This window comes from Luteolibacter sp., from assembly GCF_058122085.1.
In genome coordinates, this window is the sequence record NZ_JBIKBQ010000047.1 from 1 (window position 1) to 20972 (window position 20972).

Genomic DNA, 20972 nt, shown 5'->3' on the forward strand with positions numbered 1-20972 from the left:
AGGACGACCACATTGGCCCGGGCTGGTGATGTTTTGTTCATACACCCTACCGAGTGGCAGGGATTTCAACTCAACACCAGCCCGCTTTTCCGCTCCGGGTTAAGTCTTCCTGTGGGACGGCTGTGAAGTCGGTCATATTCGCGGGGAGGATTTCTCAGAGGCCATTTCTTGGAGAACGTCCATGTGGAGGCATCCCCACCATTAACACCCCAAGACTGACCCTATGAGCAAAACGAAAACGAAGCCGGAAACCGCGCCCCAAGAGAAAGCTGGTGGGGATTGTCCTCGCACGCCTTGTTCGGCATCTTCATTCACGGTGATGAAGGTCATCTCCAGCCACCCTGAATGGGACGAGGATGATGGGGATTCTGAATACGAAGTCGCCCACTTCGACAACAAAGCGGACGCTGACGAAGCGGCGAAATCCTTGGGTGATGATAACGGGGACGCCACTCACCGAGCTTACCGTCATTATGTGCGTCCATCTCTGACGAACGTCACAGAGCACACGACCCCACGGAACGAAGACTAACGACTATGCCTGCCAAGAAATCAAAACCGAAGCCGAAAACCGTCACCAACAAGAGAGCTAGTGGGGGTCGATGTGCCTCGGCTTGTTCTCCGTCTTATTACACGTTCCGCAACCGGGATGGGCAGACCTTCCAGCTACGCGGCGACCTGACGATGGAGGATCTTGTGAGGATGGGCTACGGCGACATCCGCCTGGTGCAACCGGAAACTCCACTCAAGCCGCACGAATGGCGATGCGATCCGCCGAAACATCCAATGTCCTTCACGGTGCTGCATGAGGTGGATGGCGGATGGCGATGCTGGGCGGTATTCAAAACGCGAGCGGGCGCGGAAAGATGCGCGGCCAAAGTCACCACGCGCCGGACGAAGATTCTTCCGGAGAACGTAAAAGAGCACGCACCCCTATCAGCGGGGGCGCATGTCGATCACGGGGGAATGGTTGGAATTACGGATGAGCATGTAAACAGGGCGGCTGATAGGGGTTGCTGTGTCTCGGCTTGTTGTGCTTCTTAGAGTTTACTGGGTGGGATCGGGAACTTTGGGGAGTGTAAAGAAACGAATCAAAGCTCCGACAAGCACAATGATGGCGACCACAGAGATTATCAATCCAGATGCGGTGTAAACTAGGACTTCTCCAATATGGCCAGACAGTGCCGATGGATCACCGATGCCGCTGCTCCCAAGCTCTCCAAATGCCTTCCTCATTCCAAATACTGTGCCTACCAAACCAATCATTGGAGGGATAATCACGCCCGCAACCGATATCCAGATAGTCCGAATCCAAAATCTCCGACGGAGTCTCATCTGATTGAAATTCCCGGAGATGTCCGATGAAACTTGAGGTGGAATGTAGGGCTCGTTCATTTTTGCACAACAGTGTAATTCGTAGCACCCCGGGGAGTGATATCCGGGAGAAGCTCTTTGGGAGATTTGCTGGAATCCTTTGATAAACAAGGATTCTTTTTGGGGCGGGTGCGTATATCGGTCGGGTCGGGCGGGGCGGTTTCCGGAGGAGCTGCCAATGCTGATATCACGTGGAAGAAGACGACGGATCGAGCGTTCCAGGTGGCCCGGAGGGGGCGGGATTTCTGGTGTTGCTGGAATGGTTCGAGAATTTCCGGCTGTGCCACGAGCTGCCTGCCGGTCGCGATGCGGCCAAAGCATTCTGGAAGTCGGAAGTGATCCGGGTAGATCGCGAGAGGGAGAAGTGGCAATTGGCCCAATGGGCGGACGCGATTCAGTGGTATTTGAACTGGTTGAGCGCGTGTTCCGAGACGGGGGCGGATCATCGGAGCCTCGCGGAACGGGTGCGGTTGGCGGTGTATTCGTCGGGTGCGCGGCGGGGTTTGTTGAAGCGGACCAAGCAGTGCTACGGCGCATGGGCGGCGCGATATGCGAGGTTCGCAGGGTCGGAGCAGGCGGTTTTCGGGGTGAAACTGCGGGATACGGGGACTCGGGTCCCGGTGGTGTTGTCGAAGCCGGAGACGCATCGGTTGCTCGAGAAGCTGCGAGAACGGGATCAGAGGGGGATGCACTACGAGTTGGCGGGGCGGTTGCAATATGGGGCGGGGTTGCGGCTTTCCGAATTGATACGGCTGCGCGTGCAGGATGTGGATGTGGGCCGCGGGACGGTGACGGTGCGCCTTGGCAAGGGTGACAAGGATCGAGTGACCGTGCTGCCGAAAAGCCTGCGGGAGGAGGTGGCCAGGCAGATCGAGCGGGCGCGAATGGCCTGGGCGTGGTGAGCCCGCTGGACCAGATGGCGGTGGCGGCTGGCTGAGCCCTTGGATCGACAAGGCGCAAGGGCCGCGGAGCCGGGACGACGGTTGGCTTTCGGGCGGGAAGGGCCGGGCCGGGGCGGTGTCGGAGTTCCGGGGTTTGCGGGGTTTGCGGGGAGTTTGGAGGAATGAGCCTGCGGCGGCAGAAGGTCAAGGGGGCGGCCCGGGCCGGAGCCGCCCTACTGGCAGGGACTGGGTTTCCGAGCGCTTGAACGCGGATGCGAGGAGCTTGAACGACGATGCGAAGAGCTTGAACGTCGATGCGAGGAGCTTGAACATCGACGCGAAGAGCTTGAACGTCGATGCGAAGAGCTTGAACGACGATGCGAAGAGCTTGAACGTCGATGCGAAGAGCTTGAACGTCGATGCGAAGAGCTTGAACGTCGATGCGAAGAGCTTGAACGACGATGCGAGGAGCCTGAACGTCGACGCGAGGAGCTTGAACGTCGATGCGAGGAGCTTGAACGCCGTCGGGTGGGAGGAGCCGAGGAGGGTGATGAAAAGGCTCTGAAGCGCGTCGGAATCATCGCCATTCTTGACTACAGCATCATGCCGGGAGGTCTCGGCACCTTTGAAACGGCGTCGGTGATGTCGCTGAAAAGCATCGGCCTGCCACTGCCGGTTGGCTTGTCCGCCACCTTGCTGTTCCGCGGACTCAGTTTCTGGCTGCCGATGATTCCGGGGCTGTTCTGCTCGCGCCACCTGCTCGTCAAAAAACACTAAGCCGGAAAAACCGCCAAAAATTGCTGGATTCCCCCGCCCTTTCGCCTCTCAGTCTCTGCCAGCAATGTTTGTCATTTCACTCGCCGCCCTGAAACGCAACACCCGGATTCTGCGCGAAGTGAAAGAAGCCGCCGGCTGCCATCTGGTGCTCGCGCTCAAAGGGTTTTCCTGCTGGAAGGCATTCCCGTATTTCCGCGACGATCTCGACGGCTGCTGCGCTTCCGGCCTGTGGGAAGCCTGGCTCGCGCGGGATTATTTCCAAAAACACATCGTCACCTACTCCCCGGCCTACGACGAGGCGGACGTCGCCGAGCTTTGCGGCTTCACCGACCACCTCGATTTCAACTCGCTCTCGCAGTGGTTCCGCTTCCGCGAAAGGGTCATGGCACACCCCCGCTTCAAGAGCGGCGAGCTGCTTTGCGGACTCCGCATCAACCCGCAATGCTCGACCGGTGAAACCCCGCTCTACGACCCCTGCGTCGCCGGATCGCGCCTCGGCATCACCGCGGAACAACTCGCGGGCGCCGACCTCACCGGGCTCTCCGGCCTCCACTTCCACACGCTCTGCGAGCAAAACTCGGACGACCTCGAAAAAACCCTCGCCGCCGTCGATGATAAATTCGGTTACCTGTTAAATTCCCCACAGTTCACCTATCTGAACATGGGCGGCGGCCACTGGATCACCAAGCCCTTCTACGACCGCGAGCGGCTCGTCCGCCTCGTCCGGGAAGCCCGGCAGAAATACAACGTCGATGTCTGGCTGGAGCCTGGCGAGGCCGTCGCCATCCACACCGGAGTGCTGCGCGCCACCGTGATGGACGTCTTCGAATCCGCCGGCCACCGCCTCGCCATCCTCAGCATTTCCGCCACCGGCCACATGCCCGACGTGATGGAAATGCCTTATCGTCCGGATGTTTTCCTGGTCGATTCCGCCCCATCAGATGCCAAGCCCGCCGTCGTCTTCGAAGGTGAAAACTATCACCCCGCCGGCGATCCATCTTCCAACTCAACATCCAAAATCCAAAATCCAAAATCATACACCTACCGCCTCGGCGGCCCCACCTGTCTGGCGGGCGACGTCATGGGCGACTTCTCATTCAACCGCGAACTCAAGCTCGGCGACACACTGGTTTTCGACGACATGGCGCACTACACGATGGTCAAGACGACGACCTTCAACGGCGTCAAACACCCGGCCATCGCGCTTCAGCATGAGGACGGGAAAATCGAAGTCGTGCGCGAATTCACCTACGCCGACTTCCGCGACCGGCTTTCCTAACCCACCGATGATGAAAACCGCGATCACGCTTTCCCAAGTCCCGGAAGCCCTCCAAGGCCCCTTCGTCCTGCGCACCCCGCTGCCGGAGGCATTTGCCACCGCCGCCGCGATCGGCTTCGACGCGGTGGAGCTTTTCCTCCCCGGCCCGGATTTCATTTCGGTGGACGAGGTGAAATCGCTGGCAGCCGCGCACGGACTCGCCATCGCCGCCGTCGGCACCGGCGCCGGGATGCTCCGCCACGGACTATCCATCACGGACGCAGACGAAGCTCAACGCGATGCGGCTTTGAATTTCGTGCTGGCGATGATCGACTTCGGCGGCGCGCTCGGAGCCCCGGCGATCCTCGGCTCGATGCAGGGACGAGGCACCCTCGATCTTCTCGCCTCCGGCCTCCGCCGCTGTGGCGAACGCGCCGCGATCCACGGCGTGCCATTCATCTACGAGCCGCTCAACCGCTACGAAACCAACCTCTTCAACCGCCTCGGCGACGCTGCGAGATTCCTCGAACTCCACGACCTGAAAAACGTCGTGCTCCTCGCTGACCTCTTCCACATGAACATCGAGGAGCGCGACCTCGCCGCCGCCATCCGCGAGGCAGGCAGCCACATCGGCCACGTCCATTTCGCCGACTCCAACCGCCAGGCAATGGGCTTCGGCCACACCGACCCCGAACGGGTTATTGCAGCACTCAACGAAATCCAATATTCAGGCTACCTCTCCGCCGAGATCTTCCCGCTGCCCGACCCCGAAGCCGCCGCCCGCCAGACGATTTCATCCATCCGCTCCCTGCTCTAACATGAAAACCCGCCCGCTCGGCAAAACCGGCATCGACCTGCCCATTCTCTCCTTCGGCGCTTCCTCGCTTGGCGCGGAGTTCCGCTCAATCACGCTCGACGAGGCGATGCTCTCGACGAAAACCGCCATCGACCTCGGCATGAACTTCATCGACACCTCGCCCTTCTACGGCCGCGGCATGTCGGAGATCATGCTCGGCCTCGGGTTGAAAGGCATCCCGCGCGAGGACTACCTGCTAGGCAGCAAGCTCGGCCGCTACTCGGACATTCACTTCGATTTCTCCGCCAAGCGCGTGGCGGAATCCCTCCATGTCTCGCTCCAACGCCTGGGCACTGACTACCTCGACGTCTTGCTGCTGCACGATGTGGAATTCGTCCCGCTGCAACAGATCTGGGAGGAGACCTTGCCCGCCGTCTTGAAGCTCAAGGAACAGGGGAAGGTCCGCGCCGTCGGCTTTTCCTGCTACCCGATGAAGACCTTCAACACCGTGCTCGACCACGTGGAGAACGACATCGACTGCGTGCTCTCCTACAACCGCTACACGCTGCAAAACACCACCTTCGTCGATGACCTGCTGCCTCGGCTCGCGGCGAAAAACATCGGCGCGATGAATGCCGGACCGTTTTCCGCACGACTTCTCACCAACGCGCCGCTCCCCGAATGGCTTAAGGAGCCCGAGGAAGTCAAAGCCGCCGCCCGCGCCGCCGCCAAGCTTTGCGCGGACCGCGGCGTGGACATCGCCCAACTCGCGCTCCAGTTTTCCTGCGAACATCCCGGCCTCGCCACCACCGTCGCCGGCTCCGCAAATCCTGCGAACATCCGCAAGTGGGCCGAGTGGCTGGAGCAACCCATCGACCGTGAGCTGTTGGCGGAGGTGCTCGCCATTTTCGCCCCGGTTAAAAACTCCGGCCACCTCGAAGGCCTTCCTGAAAACAACTGATGCAAGCCATTCAATTCACCGCGCCCAAGGAGATCAACATCATCGATCTCCCCGAACCTCTCGCGCCCGGCCCCGGCGAGGCGCTCGTCCGCACCCACCGCATGGGGATCTGCGGCACCGACCTTGCCTGTTACCTCGGGAAGTTCCCGTTCTTCGCCTTCCCGCGCACACCCGGCCATGAGTTAGGTCTGGAGGTCGTCGCGGTGGCCGACGATGTTTCCAACGTAAAGCCCGGCGACAAATGCTCGCTGGAACCTTACGTCAACGATCCCGCCTCCCCGACTTCACTGAAAGGAAATTCAAACTGCTGCCCCGGGGTGCAAGTCATCGGCGTCCATAACAACGGCGGCCTTCGCAAAGGCGTCTTCGCCGTGCCCGCCCGCAAGCTGCATCCGGGCAACGATCTTTCCTACGACCAGCTCGCGCTCGTCGAGACGCTCGCCATCGGCTACCACGCCGTCCAGCGTGGAAATCCCAAGCCCGGCGAGACCGTGCTCGTCATCGGCGCCGGTCCCATCGGCCTCGCTTGCTTGGAATTCCTCAAGCTGATGGACGTGAAAACCATCGTCATGGACATGGTCCAAAGCCGCCTGGATTTCTGCCAGAAAAACCTCGGCATCCAGCACACGATCCCCTTCCAGCCGGACGGCTCGCACCTTGCCGAGCTTGAGAAGATCACCGGCGGCCTGCTAGCCGATGTCGTCATCGACGCCACCGGCAGCCCGAAGTCGATGTCCACTTGTTTCGACTACGCCGCGTTCACCGGCCGCGTCGTTTACGTCGGCATCACCACTTCCGATCTGACATTTCCACACGCTCCGGTGTTCCACCGCCGTGAAATCACCCTGCTCGCCTCGCGCAACGCGCTCCCGGAGGACTTCGACAACATCATCCAGCTGATCCGCGAGGGAAAAATCAACACCGGTCTCTGGATCACCCACCGCATCGCTTTCGAGGACGTCCCCACGGAGTTCGATCAATTAACCGATCCCGCGCTCGGCGCGATCAAAGCCATCATCGAAGTCAACTAACTCATCTTATGAAAAACTGTCCTAAATACACCTTCGGCGTCGGCGATCGTTTCGCCAATGGAGCGCATGCCCAGCTTACCGCATTCATCGAAGCCAGGAAACTCGGCATCGACATCACGCCGGTTTGGAACAAGTCGAACCGCGAGCACAACATCATCGGCTCCGAGCCCATCCAGACCCGCCAGGCCGCTGACAAGGCGGTCGCCGACCTCGGCTGGACCGGCGAGTATCTGTTGGACGCCGACCACATCAACCTCTCCACCGTGGACCGCTTCGTCGCGCCCTGCGATTTCTTCACGCTCGACGTCGCCGACGACATCGGTGAAGCCGCCGATCCCGCGGACGTGGCCGCGTTCATCGCCAAGCATCCCGAGCTGATCGGCACCGTCGCCATCGAAGGCATTTCCGAACCGTTTGAAATCACCCGCGCCGACGTCGAGAAGACCGCGAACCAGTTCCTCAAAGCCACCCAGAAGGCTGCAGCCATCTATCAACACATCGTCGCGGCCAAGGGTGGTGTGGACAACTTCGTCACCGAGGTTTCCATGGATGAAACCGACAGCCCGCAGACGCCGCCGGAAATGTTGATCATCCTCGCCGCCATCGCCGACCAGGGCATCCCGATCCAGACGATCGCACCGAAGTTCACCGGCCGCTTCAACAAGGGCGTCGATTACGTCGGCGATCCGTTGCAATTTGAAAAGGAGTTCAATGACGACCTCGCCGTGATCGCGCACGCCGTCAAAACCTACGGCCTGCCCGCCACGCTGAAACTCTCAGTCCACTCCGGCTCCGACAAGTTTTCGATCTATCCATATATCAAGAAAGCCATCCAGCGCACCGGCGCGGGTCTCCACATCAAGACCGCCGGGACGAACTGGCTGGAGGAAATCGTGGGCCTGGCGGAAGCCGGCGGCGAGGGACTCGCGCTTGCCAAAAAAATCTACGCCAAGGCGCTGGAGAAAAAAGAAGCGCTCTGCGAGCCCTACGCCACCGTCATCAACATCAACGACGCGAACCTCCCCTCCGCTGAGGAAGTCAACGGCTGGACCAGCACCCAGTTCACCGACGCGCTGCGCCACATCCCGACCAACCCCGGCTACAACGCCGATCTCCGCCAACTCCTGCACGTCGGATTCAAGATCGCCGCGCAACTCGGCGACACCTACATCCAGGCGCTCAAGGACCACTCGGAAGTGGTCGCGAAGAACGTCACCGGCAACCTGCTGGACCGCCACATGAAGCCGCTCTTCCTGTAAGGAGGGTGGACATTCCTGTCCGCCCGGCCAATGAGAGGTGAAAGCGATGTGCCTCCGGCGCGCCGCCTTGCGCCTCACATTGGGCTACGGCAGCACGGCATTTTCTTTGTCATTGCCGAAATTTCGCTCAACCTCGTCTTCCCATGATTGACCGCATCCTCGCCAAACGCATCGTCCCCGTCGTCGTCCTTGACCATGTCGAATCCGCCGAGCCTCTTGCCGAAGCACTGCTGGCCGGTGGCCTCGACATCATGGAAATCACCTTCCGGACCTCGGCCGCCCAGGCGTCGATCGAGCGCATCGCGGCCAGATTCCCGGAGATCCTGCTTGGAGCCGGAACGCTGTTGGAAAAGGACCAGGTCAAGCGCGCCAAGGATGCCGGTGCCGTCTTCGGCCTCGCGCCCGGCTTCAACCCGGAAATCGTCGCCGCGGCGAAAGACGTCGGCCTGCTGTTTTCCCCGGGTGTGATGACTCCCAGCGAGTTGGAAGGCGCGCTCGCCTTCGGTTGCAAGCTGCTCAAGTTTTTCCCGGCGGAAGTCGCGGGCGGCGTGAACATGCTCAAGGCGCTCGCCGGTCCCTACGGCCACACCGGCGTTAGATTCATCCCCACCGGCGGGGTTTCGCTCGGAAACCTCGCGGCCTATCTGAAGCTCCCCGTCGTCGCCGCCATCGGCGGATCGTGGATGGTCGACAAGCAGCTCGTCAACGACGGCAAGTGGGCGGAAATCACCCGCATCACCCGCGAGGCGCTTGCCGCCGCCGCCGAAGCCCGTTAATCCTTTTCGATGATCGCGGGCATCGAGTTGGGCGGGACCAAGACCGTCGTCGCCATCGGCTCGGTGGATGGACAGGTGATCGACGAATTTCGTTTCCCGACCACTCTGCCGGAGGAAACGCTCGGCATTGCCATCCATTGGCTGCGCGAGCGGGGAAATCCGGAGAGCATCGGTATCGCGGCATTCGGCCCGATCGGCATTGTGCCGAATCGGGAGAATTACGGACAAGTCCTCGAAACACCCAAAACGGGTTGGGCGGGATTTCCCTTGGTCGGCTGCCTTGCGAACGCATTTCCAAACGCCAGGATCGTCCTCGATACGGACGTCAACGCCGCGGCTCTCGCCGAGGCAAGGATTGGTGCCGGAATGGGGCTGGACGACGTCGCCTACATCACGATCGGCACCGGCATCGGCGGCGGAATCCTGTCAGGCGGGCACTTGGTCCACGGCGCGCTTCACCCCGAATTCGGCCACCTCAAAGTGCCACGCATGCCGGGCGATGATTTCGCCGGCGTCTGTTCCTTTCACGGCGACTGCCTGGAAGGACTCGCCAGCGGCCCGTCCATCGCCGCCCGCTGGGGAACGCCCGCCCACGAGCTTTCCGCCGGGCATCCGGCGTGGGAAACCCAGGCGTGGTATCTCGCCCACGGCATCCTCTCGCTCGTCGCCATCGTCTCCCCTTCCCGTGTCATCGTCGGCGGCGGAGTCAGCCAGGCGGAAGGCCTACACCGGAAAATCAACGCGAAGCTGATGGAAATCGCCGCGGGTTATTTCCCACCCGTGTTAGCGGCCGACTACGTCGTGCCACCCGCGCTCGGCCAGCAAGCCGGCATCTGCGGTGCCCTCCTGCTGGCCTCTTCCGGTAAGGAGGGTTGATCTTCGGTCAACCCGGTCGACCGAAGATCGACCCTCCTTATGCGGAGCCCTCCAGACGAAAACTAACGCATGACAACATCCTCCGATCACTTGGAATTCCTGCGCGATCTGCCGCCTGCGGAAGAGCCGCGGTTCTGGAAGATTTCCCCGGGGCGGCGGCTGGCTTGGAATGAATACGGCGATCCGGACGGGTTTCCGGTGATGTATTATCACGGCTGGCCGAGCTCGCGCTTGCAGGCGCGGTTGGCGCATCATCTCGCCCGCGAGCGCGGCTTGCGGATCGTGGCGATGGATCGGCCGGGCATGGGTCGCTCGACTTTCGAGGCGGGGCGGACGCTGGATTCGTGGCCGGAGCTGATGGGGCGGTTTGCGGACGCGCTGGGAATCGGGAAATTCGGACAGCTCGGCGTGTCGGGCGGCGGGCCATACGTGCTGGCTTGTGCGGCGCGGATTCCCGGGCGACTGAGCGGTTCCGCGGTGTTAGGCGGTGCGGTTCCGTTGATGGAATTGCGGCACGGGCCGCGCGGCTTGCACCCGCTTTACCGGATGCTGATCCCCTGCCGGGAACTGCCGGCCTGGATTTTTTCCGCGCTGTTCCGCATCGCCAGCATCGCGTCGCGGTGCCAACCCGATTGGCCGCCCTTGTCGTGGCTGTTGCGGACCGTGGCGGCCGAGGACCGCCGCTTGTTGCTGGATTTCCCGGAGGTCTGGTCGGTGATCACGAAGAGCTTTCAAGAAGGCGTCTGCGAGGGCGGCGGGCGCGGGGTGATGGCGGACGCTGAGACCTATTTCCAGAGCCTGACGATCGACCTGGCAAACGTGCGCCACCCGGTCCGCTACTGGCACGGCGGCGAGGACCGCAACATCCCGGTGGAAATGGTGCGGGAATTCACGGGAAAAATCGCCGGCGCGGAACTGGTGGTGGACGAGGAAATGGGGCATTTCTCGCTGGTCCTGCGGCGGGCTCCCGCAGCGCTGGACTATCTGGCGGCGCGCGCGGCGGAAGCTGGCGATTGACGGATCGATTTGCGGGTGAATGTTTGCGGGTGCAACTGATGACCGCCCCAACCGAAACGGACCCTGGCCCTGAGACAGATGAGAACTGGGTCCAGGTCGGGCACTACCCGACGCTGGAGCAGGCGTACGATCACGGCCTGGTGATTCTGGCGATGGGCGAGGCCTGCCGGGTGGAGCCGGCTGAAAGCTCCGGGACTTTCGACCTGCACGCCGAGTCGCTGCCCGCTGATAGGATTTCCAAGGAGCTCGACGCCTATGGCCTCGAAATCGCGCTGCCGGTCGAGAAGCCGGTGACGCTGGGAGATTGGGCGAGGTATCCGGCCGGCGGCTGGCTTTGCGGGCTGTGGATCGCGGCGCTGATCGCGGTTTTTTACTGGCAGGGAGAGGACGCGTCGCTCGTCGGGCGGGCGGCGTCGTCGAGCGTGGGCTTGATCGAACGGGGCGAATGGTGGCGGCCGTTTACCGGGCTTTTCCTGCATGCGGACGTCCCGCATCTGGTCGGAAATCTAGTGATCGGGACGGTTTTCGGGACGTTGGTGGCAAGGTCGATGGGCGCCCTGAAAGGCTGGGCGCTGATCCTTGCCTGCGGAACGCTCGGCAACGCGCTGACCTCGCGGCTGACCTATCCGGAATCGTTCGTCTCGCTCGGCGCGTCCACCGCGGTCTTCGCGGCGCTGGGGATTCTATCGGGCATCGGCATTCTGGAAACCCTGCGCTCGCGCGCGCGGCTGCCGTGGGCGAAGATCGCCGCGCCGGTTGTGGGCGGCATCATCCTGCTAGGATTGCTGGGCGGCGGCCATGACCCGCGCACCGACGTGCTGGGCCACTTCTTCGGTTTCGGCTCCGGCCTGATGGCGGGAATGGCGGCGGGCGCGCTTGAAGGGAGACTCTCCGCTAGATCCTGAGCGCCTTGAGCGCGATGAACATCGGAAACTCCTCGGCGGCGGCGTGCTCGGCCTTGCTGAAAGGCCCGGACGCCTGCGAACGGCGATGGCTGTAGAGCTCCTCGCAGGCGACCACGGCGAGGCCGCCCTTCCCCATGGCCGTTAGCAAATCCGCGAGCGGGCGGTGGTGGAATTGCGTCTGCTCGCCGGTCCCCTTCCCCGGATGGGTGGTGATCGGGATTTCCAGCGGCGTGCCGTAGCTGTCGAGCCGGCGATACTGGATTTTCTGATCGGCGTCCCAACCCCAGTGGGATTTCCGGGGAATCCGGAAACACGGGTGCATGAACACCATCACCGCGCGGCCACCGGGCTTGAGGGCGCGGGCGACATTGGAAAACATGCCGACCAGATCCGGCACGTCGTGCACGGCCATGATGCAGGTGGCGGCGTCGTGGCTGCCGTCGGCCCACGGGCCGGGCTGGCAGGCGTCGGCGACGATCATCGACACCCGCGGGTCCGCGCCGTGGCGGGATCTCGCCGACTCGATCAGGCGCGGGCTGGCATCCACGCCGGTGAACTTGCCGATTTTCGCCTCAAGCAGCGGCCGGATCAGCACGCCTTGGCCGCAGCAGACGTCGATGATAGACTCGCCGGGCTGCGGCGCGAGAATCCGCAGGGCGGCGGGGAGAATGACGTTCTGATGATAGTCCGAGCCGGATTCGCCGACGAGCTTGTCATACCACGCGGCCACGGGATCCCAGCCGCGATCCTTGGCAGAGGGCGGCTTGTTTCCGGGTGGGTGCGCGGGTTTCCGGCCTTGTTGGGCGCGGAACGGTCGGCGGGGTGGCTGCGGCATGGAGTGAGATTAGGCGGAGACGGGCCACGCCAGCAAGTCATGACGGAAATCTTCTGCGTTGTGTGAAACGCCGCGGCAACTAACCTGCACGCCTGTGCCCAAACGCGTCGTCATTCCGGAATTGCTCGATCATTTACCATCGGATGATCCCGAGGCCATGCGCAGCCGACGGGACCTGCGCCGGATCAACCTGCTGATGGGCAACGAGCGCTGGGTCTGCCGGATTGTCCGCCAATTCCCGGAGGCCGCGGGCCGTGGCATCGTCGAGATCGGCGCGGGCGACGGGATCCTCTGCGGCAAGCTGGCGCGGCTGTTTCCCCACGCGACGGTGGCGGCTTATGACCTCGCACCGGCTCCCGACGATCTGGATTCGCGGGTCGAGTGGCATCGCGGGGATATTTTCGCCGCACCGTCACCGGCAGCGGGCGGCGTGCTGGTGGCGAATTTGTTCCTGCACCATTTCGAGAAGGATTCGCTGGCGGTTCTCGGCCGCTGGTTTGAAAAGTTCGACGTGCTGGTTTTCAACGAGCCCGACCGTGCGCGGCTGCCCCGTTTTCTGGGCTGGCTGATGCACCCGTGGATCAATCGCGTGACGCGGCACGACATGCACGTGAGCATCCGGGCGGGCTTCACGACGGGAGAAATCACCGGGTTTCTCGGGCTCGATCCCGCCTGCTGGCTCATCCGTGAAACTTCCTCGTGGCGCGGGGCGAGACGCGTGTTAGCCTCGCGGAGTTGAAACAGGAAATCACCATCGCAGGCGGAGGCTTGGCGGGATTGTCGCTGGCCTCTGCTCTGCGCCTGCACGAGGTGCCGGTGACCGTGCTGGAGGCGGGGAACTATCCGCGTCACCGGGTTTGCGGCGAGTTCATTTCCGGCGTCACCGGCGAGACGCTCGCCGCGCTTGGAATCGCCAACCTCTTCGAAGACGCGCTCCGCCATCAGTCGCTCGGCTGGCATGACTGCGGCCGGCTGATCCATCGTGATGATTTGAAAACTCCGGCGCTCGGGATTTCCCGGTATTGCTTGGACAAGCGGCTCCGCGATCACGTCGCGGCCCTCGGCGGAGATGTCAGGACGAGCGTCCGGGCCAGGCCCTCACCGCGGGACGGCTTCGTCTGGACGGCGGGAAGAAGACCCCGCAACGGCCAGTGGATCGGCCTCAAGGCGCACGTGCGAAACCTTCCGAAAACGGCGGATCTGGAAATGCACGCGGGCACGAACGGCTATGCCGGACTCGCGGACGTGGAAGACGGTTGGACCAATGTCTGTGGGTTGTTCCGGATCGACCGCTCGCTCCGGGCAAGCGGCGCGGACCTGCTGCCGGCCTATCTGGAAGCGGGAGGAAACCACAGGCTCGCCAGCGCGCTGCGGGACAGCGAGTGGCGCGCGGAATCATTTTCCGCCGTGGCGGGCTTCGAGCTCGGCCGCCAAATCCCGGTGCCCGGTCTTCTTGGTCTGGGCGATGCGGAAAGCATGATCCCGCCGTTCACGGGAAACGGCATGTCGATGGCGTTCCAAGCGGCGGAATGTGCTATCGAGCCGCTCGTCGCGTGGTCGCGGGGAGAACAGTCCTGGCAACACGCGGTGAACACCGTGCGGGCCGCAGTGCGTCGAAGATTCATGCGCAGACTGGCTGTCTCCGGAGTGCTGCACGCGGTTTTATCCGACGCTGGCGGTAGATCCTTGTTGCAAAGCCTGGCCTCCGCCCGCCTGCTGCCGTTCCAACCGATACTCGCCATGGTTCGTTAGAACCCCTTTTCCTCTCATGTATCTCCGCTCCATCGCCACCGCCGTCCCGCCCCGTTCGTTCACCCAGGAATCCTGCTGGCAGGCGATGGCTGGAGGAGATTTCCTGGCAACCCTCAAGCCGAGGTCGGCCGCGCTGATGGAGAAAATCCTCACCAGCAGCTCCTCGGGCATCGACCGGCGGAATCTCGCGCTGGATTCGATCGAGGATTCCTTCGGTCACTGCGCGGAGAAACTGAACAACCACTTCGAGCGGGAGGCCCCACCGCTGGCGAGCGCCGCGCTGCTGGACGCCTTGCAGAAATCCGGCCTGATGGCGGCGGACGTGGACGCCCTTTTTGTCTGCACCTGCACCGGCTACCTTTGCCCCGGCGTGAGCAGTCATGTGGCGGAACAAACGGGAATGCGGCACGACGTCTATCTGGCGGATCTCGTGGGGCTCGGTTGCGGCGCGGCGATCCCGATGATGCGGGCCGCCCAGGGATTCCTGGCGGCGAACCCGCAGGCCGTGGTGGCGACGGTGGCGGTGGAAATCTGTTCGTCCGCGTTTTTCGCCAATGACGACCCCGGCGTCCTGATCAGCCTCTGCCTGTTTGGAGACGGCGCGGCGGCAGCGGTCTGGACCGCTCAAGGAGCTGCCGGCGATTGGCAGGCGGGACATTTCACCACCACCCATCTCCCGCAGGAACGCGAGAAAATCCGTTTCGTCAACTCGGCGGGAAAGCTGAAAAACCAACTCCACCGCGCGGTGCCCGGACTGGCTGCGGAGGCGGTGGCCGGGTTATTCGCGCAACGCGCGGCCGAGCCGGACCAAGTGCTCGCCCACTCCGGCGGGCGCGATGTGGTGGAGGCTCTGGAAAGCGTGCTGCCGTTTCATTTAACAGAAACCCGTGAGGTCCTGCGCGATCACGGCAACATGAGCAGTCCCTCGGTGCTGTTCGCCCTCGAGCGGCGGCTGGCGGCGGACCAACCGGAGGACCGGAGGCTGTGGCTCACCGCGTTCGGCGCGGGATTTGCGGCCCACGCCTGCGAGCTGTGGCGCTGAGGCCGCGCGCCGAATTTGCGACATTTGCGTTTTTCCGCGCTCGCCACCCCGCCCCGGCCCCGCTTGACTCCGCCCGCCGATGGCCTCCTCGTTCTCTTTTGACTCCCTGAATCAAGCCCAGCGCGAAGCCGTAGGCGCCCTCGACAGCCCGGTCATGTTGCCCTCCCTTTTCTATCAGAACACCTGAAAGTGTAACCGGAGACGACCTGCGCTTGCGCTACCAGCCGCCTCCGGCACGTTTCCTATTCGACCGATGCGCGTATGCCGGCATCGCTCGCGACTCTCGGCGAAGATTAGGAAATCATCCACGTAGCGGACGTAGCCTTTGACTCCCAACTCCTGTTTTACGAAGTGATCGAAAATCGGTTCCAGCACGCGGACCAGCGCGTGATGCACCACCCGGTCCCGGAATGGCGCGGCAGCCACACGGCGGAGCTTCGGCTCGTGGATGTCGAAGTAGGTGTATTTTCCCTGCATGGCCGTGCGGGCGGCAGCCATCACGTTTTCCAGCGAGCAGACTTGGGCGTAAAGGTTCCGGAAAGTGCGGACCACGGATTCAAAGGTCGCGGAATTCCTCTTCGGTGAGGCCTGCCTGCTTGAGTATGGATCGGAAAGTGCCGGTCGGCACGTCACCGGTGTGCATCGGCAGATAGGTCTGTCGACCGTCTTCGTGGCGCAGCACCAGATGGGAACCGCTCTGGCGGCGTTCTTCAAAACCGGCACGTTTCAGCTCCCGCAGCACTTCTTTCGCCTTGTGCGGCATGTCAGGCGACTTCCACGGTTGCAAGGATCGCCTCAGAGACGGCAGTCACCGGTTCGCCATTGAATCGTTTTTCCTCGTTCCACAAGGCCACTAGATCGCGGGCGGCGTCCAGCGCACCCTCCATACCCTGGCCGTGCGTGGTGAGACCGAGAGAAGTGACGTGGGCATAGTAGTAGCCGGGCAATCCTTCCTCGTCAGGAATCCGTTCGAGCATGACGGGATAGCGCATGGGGGGAAGTTGATTCAAGAAGGGTGGCTTGTCGAGGATGAGCTTGGCGACCGGTGATCGCGGCCACGGCTTTTCAGCCAACCACCGACCATCCGCCCGCATTCGTTGAGCTGGAGCGCGCTGAACTCGAATTGTTTCGGGGGCCAGTAGTTTCCGGTCATTCGCCATGCGGACGGTAGGGCGGATCCGGCCCGGTCCGCCCACTTTTCCACCGAATGGCGGTGCTAATGAATCGCGGGCGAAGAGCTGAAGAAATGCTCTAATCCATGGCCTTTGCATGTGCATTTCACCCTCGGGGGCAGTCAGGGCGGGGCGAGGCGGCCCGGCCCTACCACGCGCTCCAGAATCCACTTGGCGTAGGCATACCATTTCACGTAGGTGATCGGCTTGTTGCCGCTGCCGGGATTCACCGAATAGCTGTAGCTGCCGGAAACGCCGCTGCGGCTGATGCCATTGATGTAGCTGGTGGTCATCATACTCGTGTTGTAGAGCGAGTAAGTGTCCGTGGCGGCCACGGCATTCAGGAACCCGGCATACTGCGAGATAGTCGTCTCGTTCTTCGCGATCTGGTAAGCGTAGGCCACCGCGCCATAGACCGAGCCGGTCGCCGCGTCGTTCGCGTTGTTGATGTTGCCGACAAGCACCGAGTCGATCGTGACGATGGCGAAGGCCGGTGTGACGAGGGAGACGCCAGCCAGGACGGCCAGACTGAGGGAGGAAGTGGTGGGGAATTTCATGGGGAGTGGTCTGACCCACGAGGGCATGGGGCTTCCGCGGGGGATGTCGATGGATTTCACCCGAAATGTCGGGTGGGCGTGATATAGGCATTCCTGCCCTCACTCTGCGCTCGCCACCCCGCCCCGGCCCCGCTTGACTCCGCCCGCCGATGGCTTCCTCGTTCTCTTTCGACTCCCTGAATCAAGCCCAGCGCGAAGCCGTGGGCGCTCTCGACGGCCCGGTCATGCTGCTCGCCGGCGCAGGCACCGGCAAAACCCGCACCGTCACCTGCCGGATCGCCCACATGCTAGAAAAGCGCATCGCGGCGTCGGAAATCCTCGCCGTCACATTCACCAACAAGGCCGCCAGCGAGATGCGCGAGCGGATCAGCGGGATGGTCTCCAAAAAGGCCGCCGAGGCGATGACCGTCTGCACCTTCCACTCGCTCTGCGTCCGCATCCTGCGAGGCGGCATCGAGAAGCTCGGTTATAAAAAAAACTTCTCGATCTGCTCGCACTCCGACCAGGTCGGACTGATGAAACAACTGCTCGTCCGCAAGGGCGGCAGCTCGGAGAAGGTGAAGCCGGACGAGGTGCTCGGCGCGATTTCCAAAGCCAAGAACAAGGGCGTCGATCCCCAGGACCTGGAGGACGAATACTTCGCCATGCTCGGCGTGGCCTATCAGAACGAGCTGCGCGCCCAGAACGCCGTGGATTTCGACGACCTCCTACTCATGGGCGAGCAAATCCTGCGTGAGCACGAGGACGTCCGCGAGGTCTTCCGCCAGCGTTACACCCGCGTCACGGTGGACGAGTTCCAGGACACCAACGCGCTGCAGATGCGCCTGCTCCAACAGCTCGTCGGCCCGCCGAACTATCATGTCTGCGTCGTTGGCGACGATGACCAGTCGATCTACGGCTGGCGCGGCGCGGAGGTGGCGAACATCCTCCAGTTCGAGAAATTTTTCCCCAACCCGAAGGTCATCCGGCTGGAGGAAAACTACCGCTCCACCCACGCCGTCCTCCACACCGCGAACAGCCTGATCAAGCACAACATCGGCCGCCGCGAGAAGATCCTCCGCTCCACCCGCAAGGACGGCGATCCGGTGCGCATCGTCGCGATGCCCGGAGACGACGAGGAAGCGGAATTCATCGCCGAGGAAATCATGGCGGAGAAGGGCGCGGTCGGCCGCGAGTGGGAGGATTTCGCCATCCTGTTCCGCACTAACGGCCAGAGCCGCAAGCTCGAGCTCGCCTTCCGCGAGCGCAAGATGCCCTATCGAATGGTCGGCGCGCAGAGTTTCTACGACCGCCGCGAAGTCCGCGACGTGCTCGCCTACGCCCAGCTGCTCGCCGCGCCGGATACCGACGTGCCGCTGCTCCGCGTGCTCAACGCGCCGAACCGCGGCATCGGCCAGTCCACCGCAGTGCTCGCCACCGACTGGAGCCGCGAGCACCACGAATCCGTCTGGCAGGCGCTGTGCGATCCGAATTTCACCGACCAGCTGGGAGGTAAGTCCGCGAAAGCCGTGCAGGAGTTCGTCGCCACCATCGCCGGCGCCAAGAACCGCATCGAGATCGCCAGGGAAAACCCCGCCGACGTGCTCGACGCGCTGGTCAAGGAGATCGAATACCTGCCGTGGATCGAGCGCGCCTGCAAGACCGACAGCGAGCGCCAGCAACGCGGCGAAGGCATTTTCAGCGTCGTGGACAGCCTCCGCCAGCACCTGGCGAAAGGGCCCAAAAAGACGCTCCAGTCCTTCCTCGACCACAGCGCCCTCGCTTCCGACAAGGACGACGAGGACCTGGAGAAAAAACTCGGCGTCACCCTCATCACCCTCCACGCCTCCAAAGGCCTGGAATTCCCCATCGTGTTCCTCGTCGGCCTCGAAGAAGGATTCCTGCCCCACACCCGCAGCATCGCGGAAGGCACCAAGGACGAGGAGCGGCGGCTGTTATACGTCGGCATCACCCGCGCGCAGGACCAGCTCACCATGACCTACTGCTCCACCCGCATCAAGTGGGGCCAGGAAACCGGCTGCCAGCCTAGCAGCTTCATCGGCGAGCTCGACGACGAGCACCTCACCCACACCACCTACGACGACATCCTCGGCGCGGCCCCGAGTTCCGACGAGCTGGAGAATTTCTTCGGCGGGCTCAAGGGCTTGCTCGACGACACCTGAGGCCCGGCGGCTCGCGGGGCCTCAGGGCATCATTTCCGCTTCCCTGCTTGCTCTGGATGCGGCGGGCATGTTCCCTGCCGCGGGGCGGACAACCCGGTCCCTCTCGTAGCTCAGATCCTCGAATCCATGTCACGCAAAACCAAGATTATCATCACCCTGGGCCCCGCCACCGAAGCCGAAGAAATGATCGGCAAGCTCATCGACGCGGGCACCAACGTTTTCCGGCTCAACATGAGCCACGCCAAGCACGAGTGGGCCGCGGAAATGACCAAGCGCGTCCGCCGCCAATCCGAAGCGCGGGACGCCCACATCGCCGTCCTCTTCGACCTCACCGGCCCGTCCATCCGCACCGGCGACCTCGACAAGCCCTACAACCTGTTGGAAGGCGACGTCGTCGAGTTCCGCAAGATCGGCGCGGACCAGACGGTCCCGCTTTCCACCACCGTCAACTACGACGGCCTGATGGGCGACGTCACCGTGGGCAACACTCTCGTCGTGGACAACGGCGCCATGCTGATGCGCATCGACGTGGTGGAAACCGACCGCATCCTCTGCTTCGTGAAAACGCCGGGCACCATGGGCTCGCGCCGCCACATCAATCTACCCGGCGTCCGCCTGAATCTCCCCGCGCTCACCGAAAAGGACCACAAGGACCTTTCGCTCGCCGTCGAGTGCGGCGCGGACTACATCGCCGGCTCGTTCGTCCGCGACTCCGCCCACGTCCGCGAACTGCGCGAGGCGATGCAGGCGCTCGAAGGCGAGGCGCAAATCGTCGCCAAGGTCGAGGACCAGGAAGCCATCCGCAACATCGACGCCATCATCCACGAGGCCGACGTCATCATGGTCGCCCGCGGCGATCTGGGCACGGAGGTCGAGTTCGAGGAACTGCCGATCCTACAGCGCCGCATCGTCAAGCGCTGCCACGAGCTCGGCACCCGCGTCATCGTCGCCACCCAGTTATTGGAGTCGATGATCACCAACCCGACGCCGACCCGCGCGGAAGTCACCGACGTGATGAACGCCGCTTATGAGGAAGCCGACTGTTTGATGCTATCCGGCGAAACCTCGGTGGGCCGCTATCCGGAGCGCTGCGTGGAAGCCCTCGTTAGAATCGCCTCGCGCATCGAGCGCTCCGGCGGCCACGGCTTCGGCCAGAACGTGCTGCTCCGCGACGAGCGCCAGAAGACCGCCCGCGCCGCCGTCACTCTCGCGGACTCGCTGCCGGACGCGCGGCTGGTGGTGCTCACCCGCCGCGGCGTGCTGGCCAACCACGTCGCCATGCTGCGGCCGCGGACCGCCGGCTTTTACGCGTTCACGCCCACCGAACGGGTCTGCCGCAAGCTCTCGCTGACCCGCGGCATCCGCGGCTTCAAGCTGCCCTTCGCCTCGAACATCGAGGAAACCATCCAGCGCGTCAGCGAGATGCTGCGGAAGGAAGACCTCGTCCGGCCGGGCACGCCCATCGTCATCGTTTCGGATATTCTATCCGATCATTTCGCGGCGAACTCGATCTTGCTACACCATGCGTAGGCCGCGGAACC

The 20972-nt window shown here is 63.0% G+C and carries 23 protein-coding genes and 1 pseudogene; 18 read left to right on the forward strand and 6 right to left on the reverse strand.

All coding sequences use genetic code 11. From position 1 onward, the window contains the following. The first annotated feature begins 223 nt into the window (after nucleotides 1-223). Nucleotides 224-532 (forward strand): hypothetical protein, encoded by a 309-nt coding sequence (locus tag AC4DF4_RS08785; protein ID WP_490047747.1) that lies wholly within the window; start codon nucleotides 224-226, stop codon nucleotides 530-532. Nucleotides 533-1047: 515 nt separating this feature from the next. Here AC4DF4_RS08785 and AC4DF4_RS08790 read toward each other — a convergent pair. Further along, entirely contained in the window at nucleotides 1048-1395 is a 348-nt protein-coding gene (locus AC4DF4_RS08790) for a MotA/TolQ/ExbB proton channel family protein (RefSeq protein WP_490047748.1), read from the reverse strand. 170 nt (nucleotides 1396-1565) lie between these two features. Between AC4DF4_RS08790 and AC4DF4_RS08795 the strand changes: the two genes are divergently transcribed. The 12 genes and pseudogenes from AC4DF4_RS08795 (at nucleotide 1566) to AC4DF4_RS08850 (ending at nucleotide 11911) form a co-directional block, all read left to right on the forward strand. Continuing rightward, nucleotides 1566-2276: a tyrosine-type recombinase/integrase gene (locus tag AC4DF4_RS08795; protein WP_490047749.1), complete on the forward strand. Its 711-nt coding sequence runs from the start codon at nucleotides 1566-1568 to the stop codon at nucleotides 2274-2276. 241 nt (nucleotides 2277-2517) lie between these two features. Further along, on the forward strand, nucleotides 2518-2820 hold the full coding sequence (locus tag AC4DF4_RS08800; RefSeq protein ID WP_490047750.1) for a hypothetical protein: 303 nt from the start codon (nucleotides 2518-2520) through the stop codon (nucleotides 2818-2820). Further along, nucleotides 2784-3017: pseudogene (locus AC4DF4_RS08805) on the forward strand (lysylphosphatidylglycerol synthase domain-containing protein); the annotation flags it as partial. The gene AC4DF4_RS08800 and the pseudogene AC4DF4_RS08805, both read left to right, overlap by 37 nt. 79 nt (nucleotides 3018-3096) lie before the next feature. Continuing rightward, nucleotides 3097-4311, forward strand: coding sequence for a carboxynorspermidine decarboxylase (nspC, locus tag AC4DF4_RS08810; RefSeq protein WP_490047751.1), 1215 nt, complete (start codon nucleotides 3097-3099; stop codon nucleotides 4309-4311). Nucleotides 4312-4318: 7 nt separating this feature from the next. Continuing rightward, nucleotides 4319-5107 carry a TIM barrel protein gene (locus AC4DF4_RS08815; RefSeq protein WP_490047752.1) on the forward strand — a complete coding sequence of 263 codons (789 nt, stop codon included), beginning with the start codon at nucleotides 4319-4321 and terminating at the stop codon, nucleotides 5105-5107. 1 nt (nucleotide 5108) lies between these two features. Further along, nucleotides 5109-6047: an aldo/keto reductase gene (locus AC4DF4_RS08820; protein WP_490047753.1), complete on the forward strand. Its 939-nt coding sequence runs from the start codon at nucleotides 5109-5111 to the stop codon at nucleotides 6045-6047. Further along, complete coding sequence (locus AC4DF4_RS08825; protein ID WP_490047754.1) at nucleotides 6047-7078, forward strand: zinc-binding alcohol dehydrogenase family protein; 1032 nt, start codon at nucleotides 6047-6049, stop codon at nucleotides 7076-7078. Before AC4DF4_RS08820 ends, AC4DF4_RS08825 begins: the two co-directional genes overlap by 1 nt. A gap of 8 nt (nucleotides 7079-7086) precedes the next feature. Further along, nucleotides 7087-8337, forward strand: coding sequence for a tagaturonate epimerase family protein (locus tag AC4DF4_RS08830; RefSeq protein WP_490047755.1), 1251 nt, complete (start codon nucleotides 7087-7089; stop codon nucleotides 8335-8337). A gap of 143 nt (nucleotides 8338-8480) precedes the next feature. After that, entirely contained in the window at nucleotides 8481-9113 is a 633-nt protein-coding gene (eda, locus tag AC4DF4_RS08835) for a bifunctional 4-hydroxy-2-oxoglutarate aldolase/2-dehydro-3-deoxy-phosphogluconate aldolase (protein ID WP_490047756.1), read from the forward strand. Nucleotides 9114-9122: 9 nt separating this feature from the next. Beyond that, entirely contained in the window at nucleotides 9123-9989 is an 867-nt protein-coding gene (locus AC4DF4_RS08840) for an ROK family protein (protein ID WP_490047757.1), read from the forward strand. 69 nt (nucleotides 9990-10058) lie between these two features. Next, nucleotides 10059-11006 (forward strand): alpha/beta fold hydrolase, encoded by a 948-nt coding sequence (locus tag AC4DF4_RS08845; RefSeq protein WP_490047758.1) that lies wholly within the window; start codon nucleotides 10059-10061, stop codon nucleotides 11004-11006. Between the two features lie 38 nt (nucleotides 11007-11044). Then, nucleotides 11045-11911, forward strand: coding sequence for a rhomboid family intramembrane serine protease (locus tag AC4DF4_RS08850; protein ID WP_490047759.1), 867 nt, complete (start codon nucleotides 11045-11047; stop codon nucleotides 11909-11911). Here AC4DF4_RS08850 and AC4DF4_RS08855 read toward each other — a convergent pair. After that, nucleotides 11901-12746 (reverse strand): class I SAM-dependent methyltransferase, encoded by an 846-nt coding sequence (locus AC4DF4_RS08855; RefSeq protein ID WP_490047760.1) that lies wholly within the window; start codon nucleotides 12744-12746, stop codon nucleotides 11901-11903. The genes AC4DF4_RS08850 and AC4DF4_RS08855 overlap by 11 nt on opposite strands. A gap of 157 nt (nucleotides 12747-12903) precedes the next feature. On the opposite strand from AC4DF4_RS08855, the gene AC4DF4_RS08860 reads away from it, so the two are divergent. The 3 genes from AC4DF4_RS08860 to AC4DF4_RS08870 are packed head-to-tail and all read left to right on the forward strand — an operon-like array spanning nucleotide 12904 to nucleotide 15540. Next, entirely contained in the window at nucleotides 12904-13485 is a 582-nt protein-coding gene (locus AC4DF4_RS08860) for a class I SAM-dependent methyltransferase (protein ID WP_490047761.1), read from the forward strand. Then, entirely contained in the window at nucleotides 13446-14498 is a 1053-nt protein-coding gene (locus AC4DF4_RS08865) for an NAD(P)/FAD-dependent oxidoreductase (RefSeq protein ID WP_490047762.1), read from the forward strand. The genes AC4DF4_RS08860 and AC4DF4_RS08865 overlap by 40 nt, the downstream gene beginning before the upstream one ends. 16 nt (nucleotides 14499-14514) lie before the next feature. Continuing rightward, nucleotides 14515-15540: a type III polyketide synthase gene (locus tag AC4DF4_RS08870; protein ID WP_490047763.1), complete on the forward strand. Its 1026-nt coding sequence runs from the start codon at nucleotides 14515-14517 to the stop codon at nucleotides 15538-15540. Nucleotides 15541-15714: 174 nt separating this feature from the next. Here AC4DF4_RS08870 and AC4DF4_RS08875 read toward each other — a convergent pair whose 3' ends face one another. The 4 genes from AC4DF4_RS08875 to AC4DF4_RS08890 all read right to left on the reverse strand — a co-directional run bounded on the left by AC4DF4_RS08875 (nucleotide 15715) and on the right by AC4DF4_RS08890 (nucleotide 17269). After that, a complete protein-coding gene (locus AC4DF4_RS08875) occupies nucleotides 15715-16092 on the reverse strand; it encodes a hypothetical protein (RefSeq protein ID WP_490047764.1) in 378 nt (125 codons plus the stop codon). Nucleotides 16093-16096: 4 nt separating this feature from the next. Then, on the reverse strand, nucleotides 16097-16303 hold the full coding sequence (locus AC4DF4_RS08880) for a type II toxin-antitoxin system HicA family toxin (protein ID WP_490047765.1): 207 nt from the start codon (nucleotides 16301-16303) through the stop codon (nucleotides 16097-16099). A gap of 1 nt (nucleotide 16304) precedes the next feature. After that, nucleotides 16305-16532 (reverse strand): type II toxin-antitoxin system HicB family antitoxin, encoded by a 228-nt coding sequence (locus AC4DF4_RS08885; RefSeq protein WP_490047766.1) that lies wholly within the window; start codon nucleotides 16530-16532, stop codon nucleotides 16305-16307. A gap of 302 nt (nucleotides 16533-16834) precedes the next feature. After that, nucleotides 16835-17269, reverse strand: coding sequence for a hypothetical protein (locus AC4DF4_RS08890; RefSeq protein WP_490047767.1), 435 nt, complete (start codon nucleotides 17267-17269; stop codon nucleotides 16835-16837). 149 nt (nucleotides 17270-17418) lie between these two features. On the opposite strand from AC4DF4_RS08890, the gene AC4DF4_RS08895 reads away from it, so the two are divergent. Further along, nucleotides 17419-19431, forward strand: a complete 2013-nt coding sequence (locus AC4DF4_RS08895) for an ATP-dependent helicase (protein WP_490047768.1) — start codon at nucleotides 17419-17421, stop codon at nucleotides 19429-19431. Between the two features lie 126 nt (nucleotides 19432-19557). Continuing rightward, nucleotides 19558-20961, forward strand: a complete 1404-nt coding sequence (pyk, locus tag AC4DF4_RS08900; RefSeq protein ID WP_490047769.1) for a pyruvate kinase — start codon at nucleotides 19558-19560, stop codon at nucleotides 20959-20961. The last annotated feature ends 11 nt before the right edge of the window (nucleotides 20962-20972 follow it).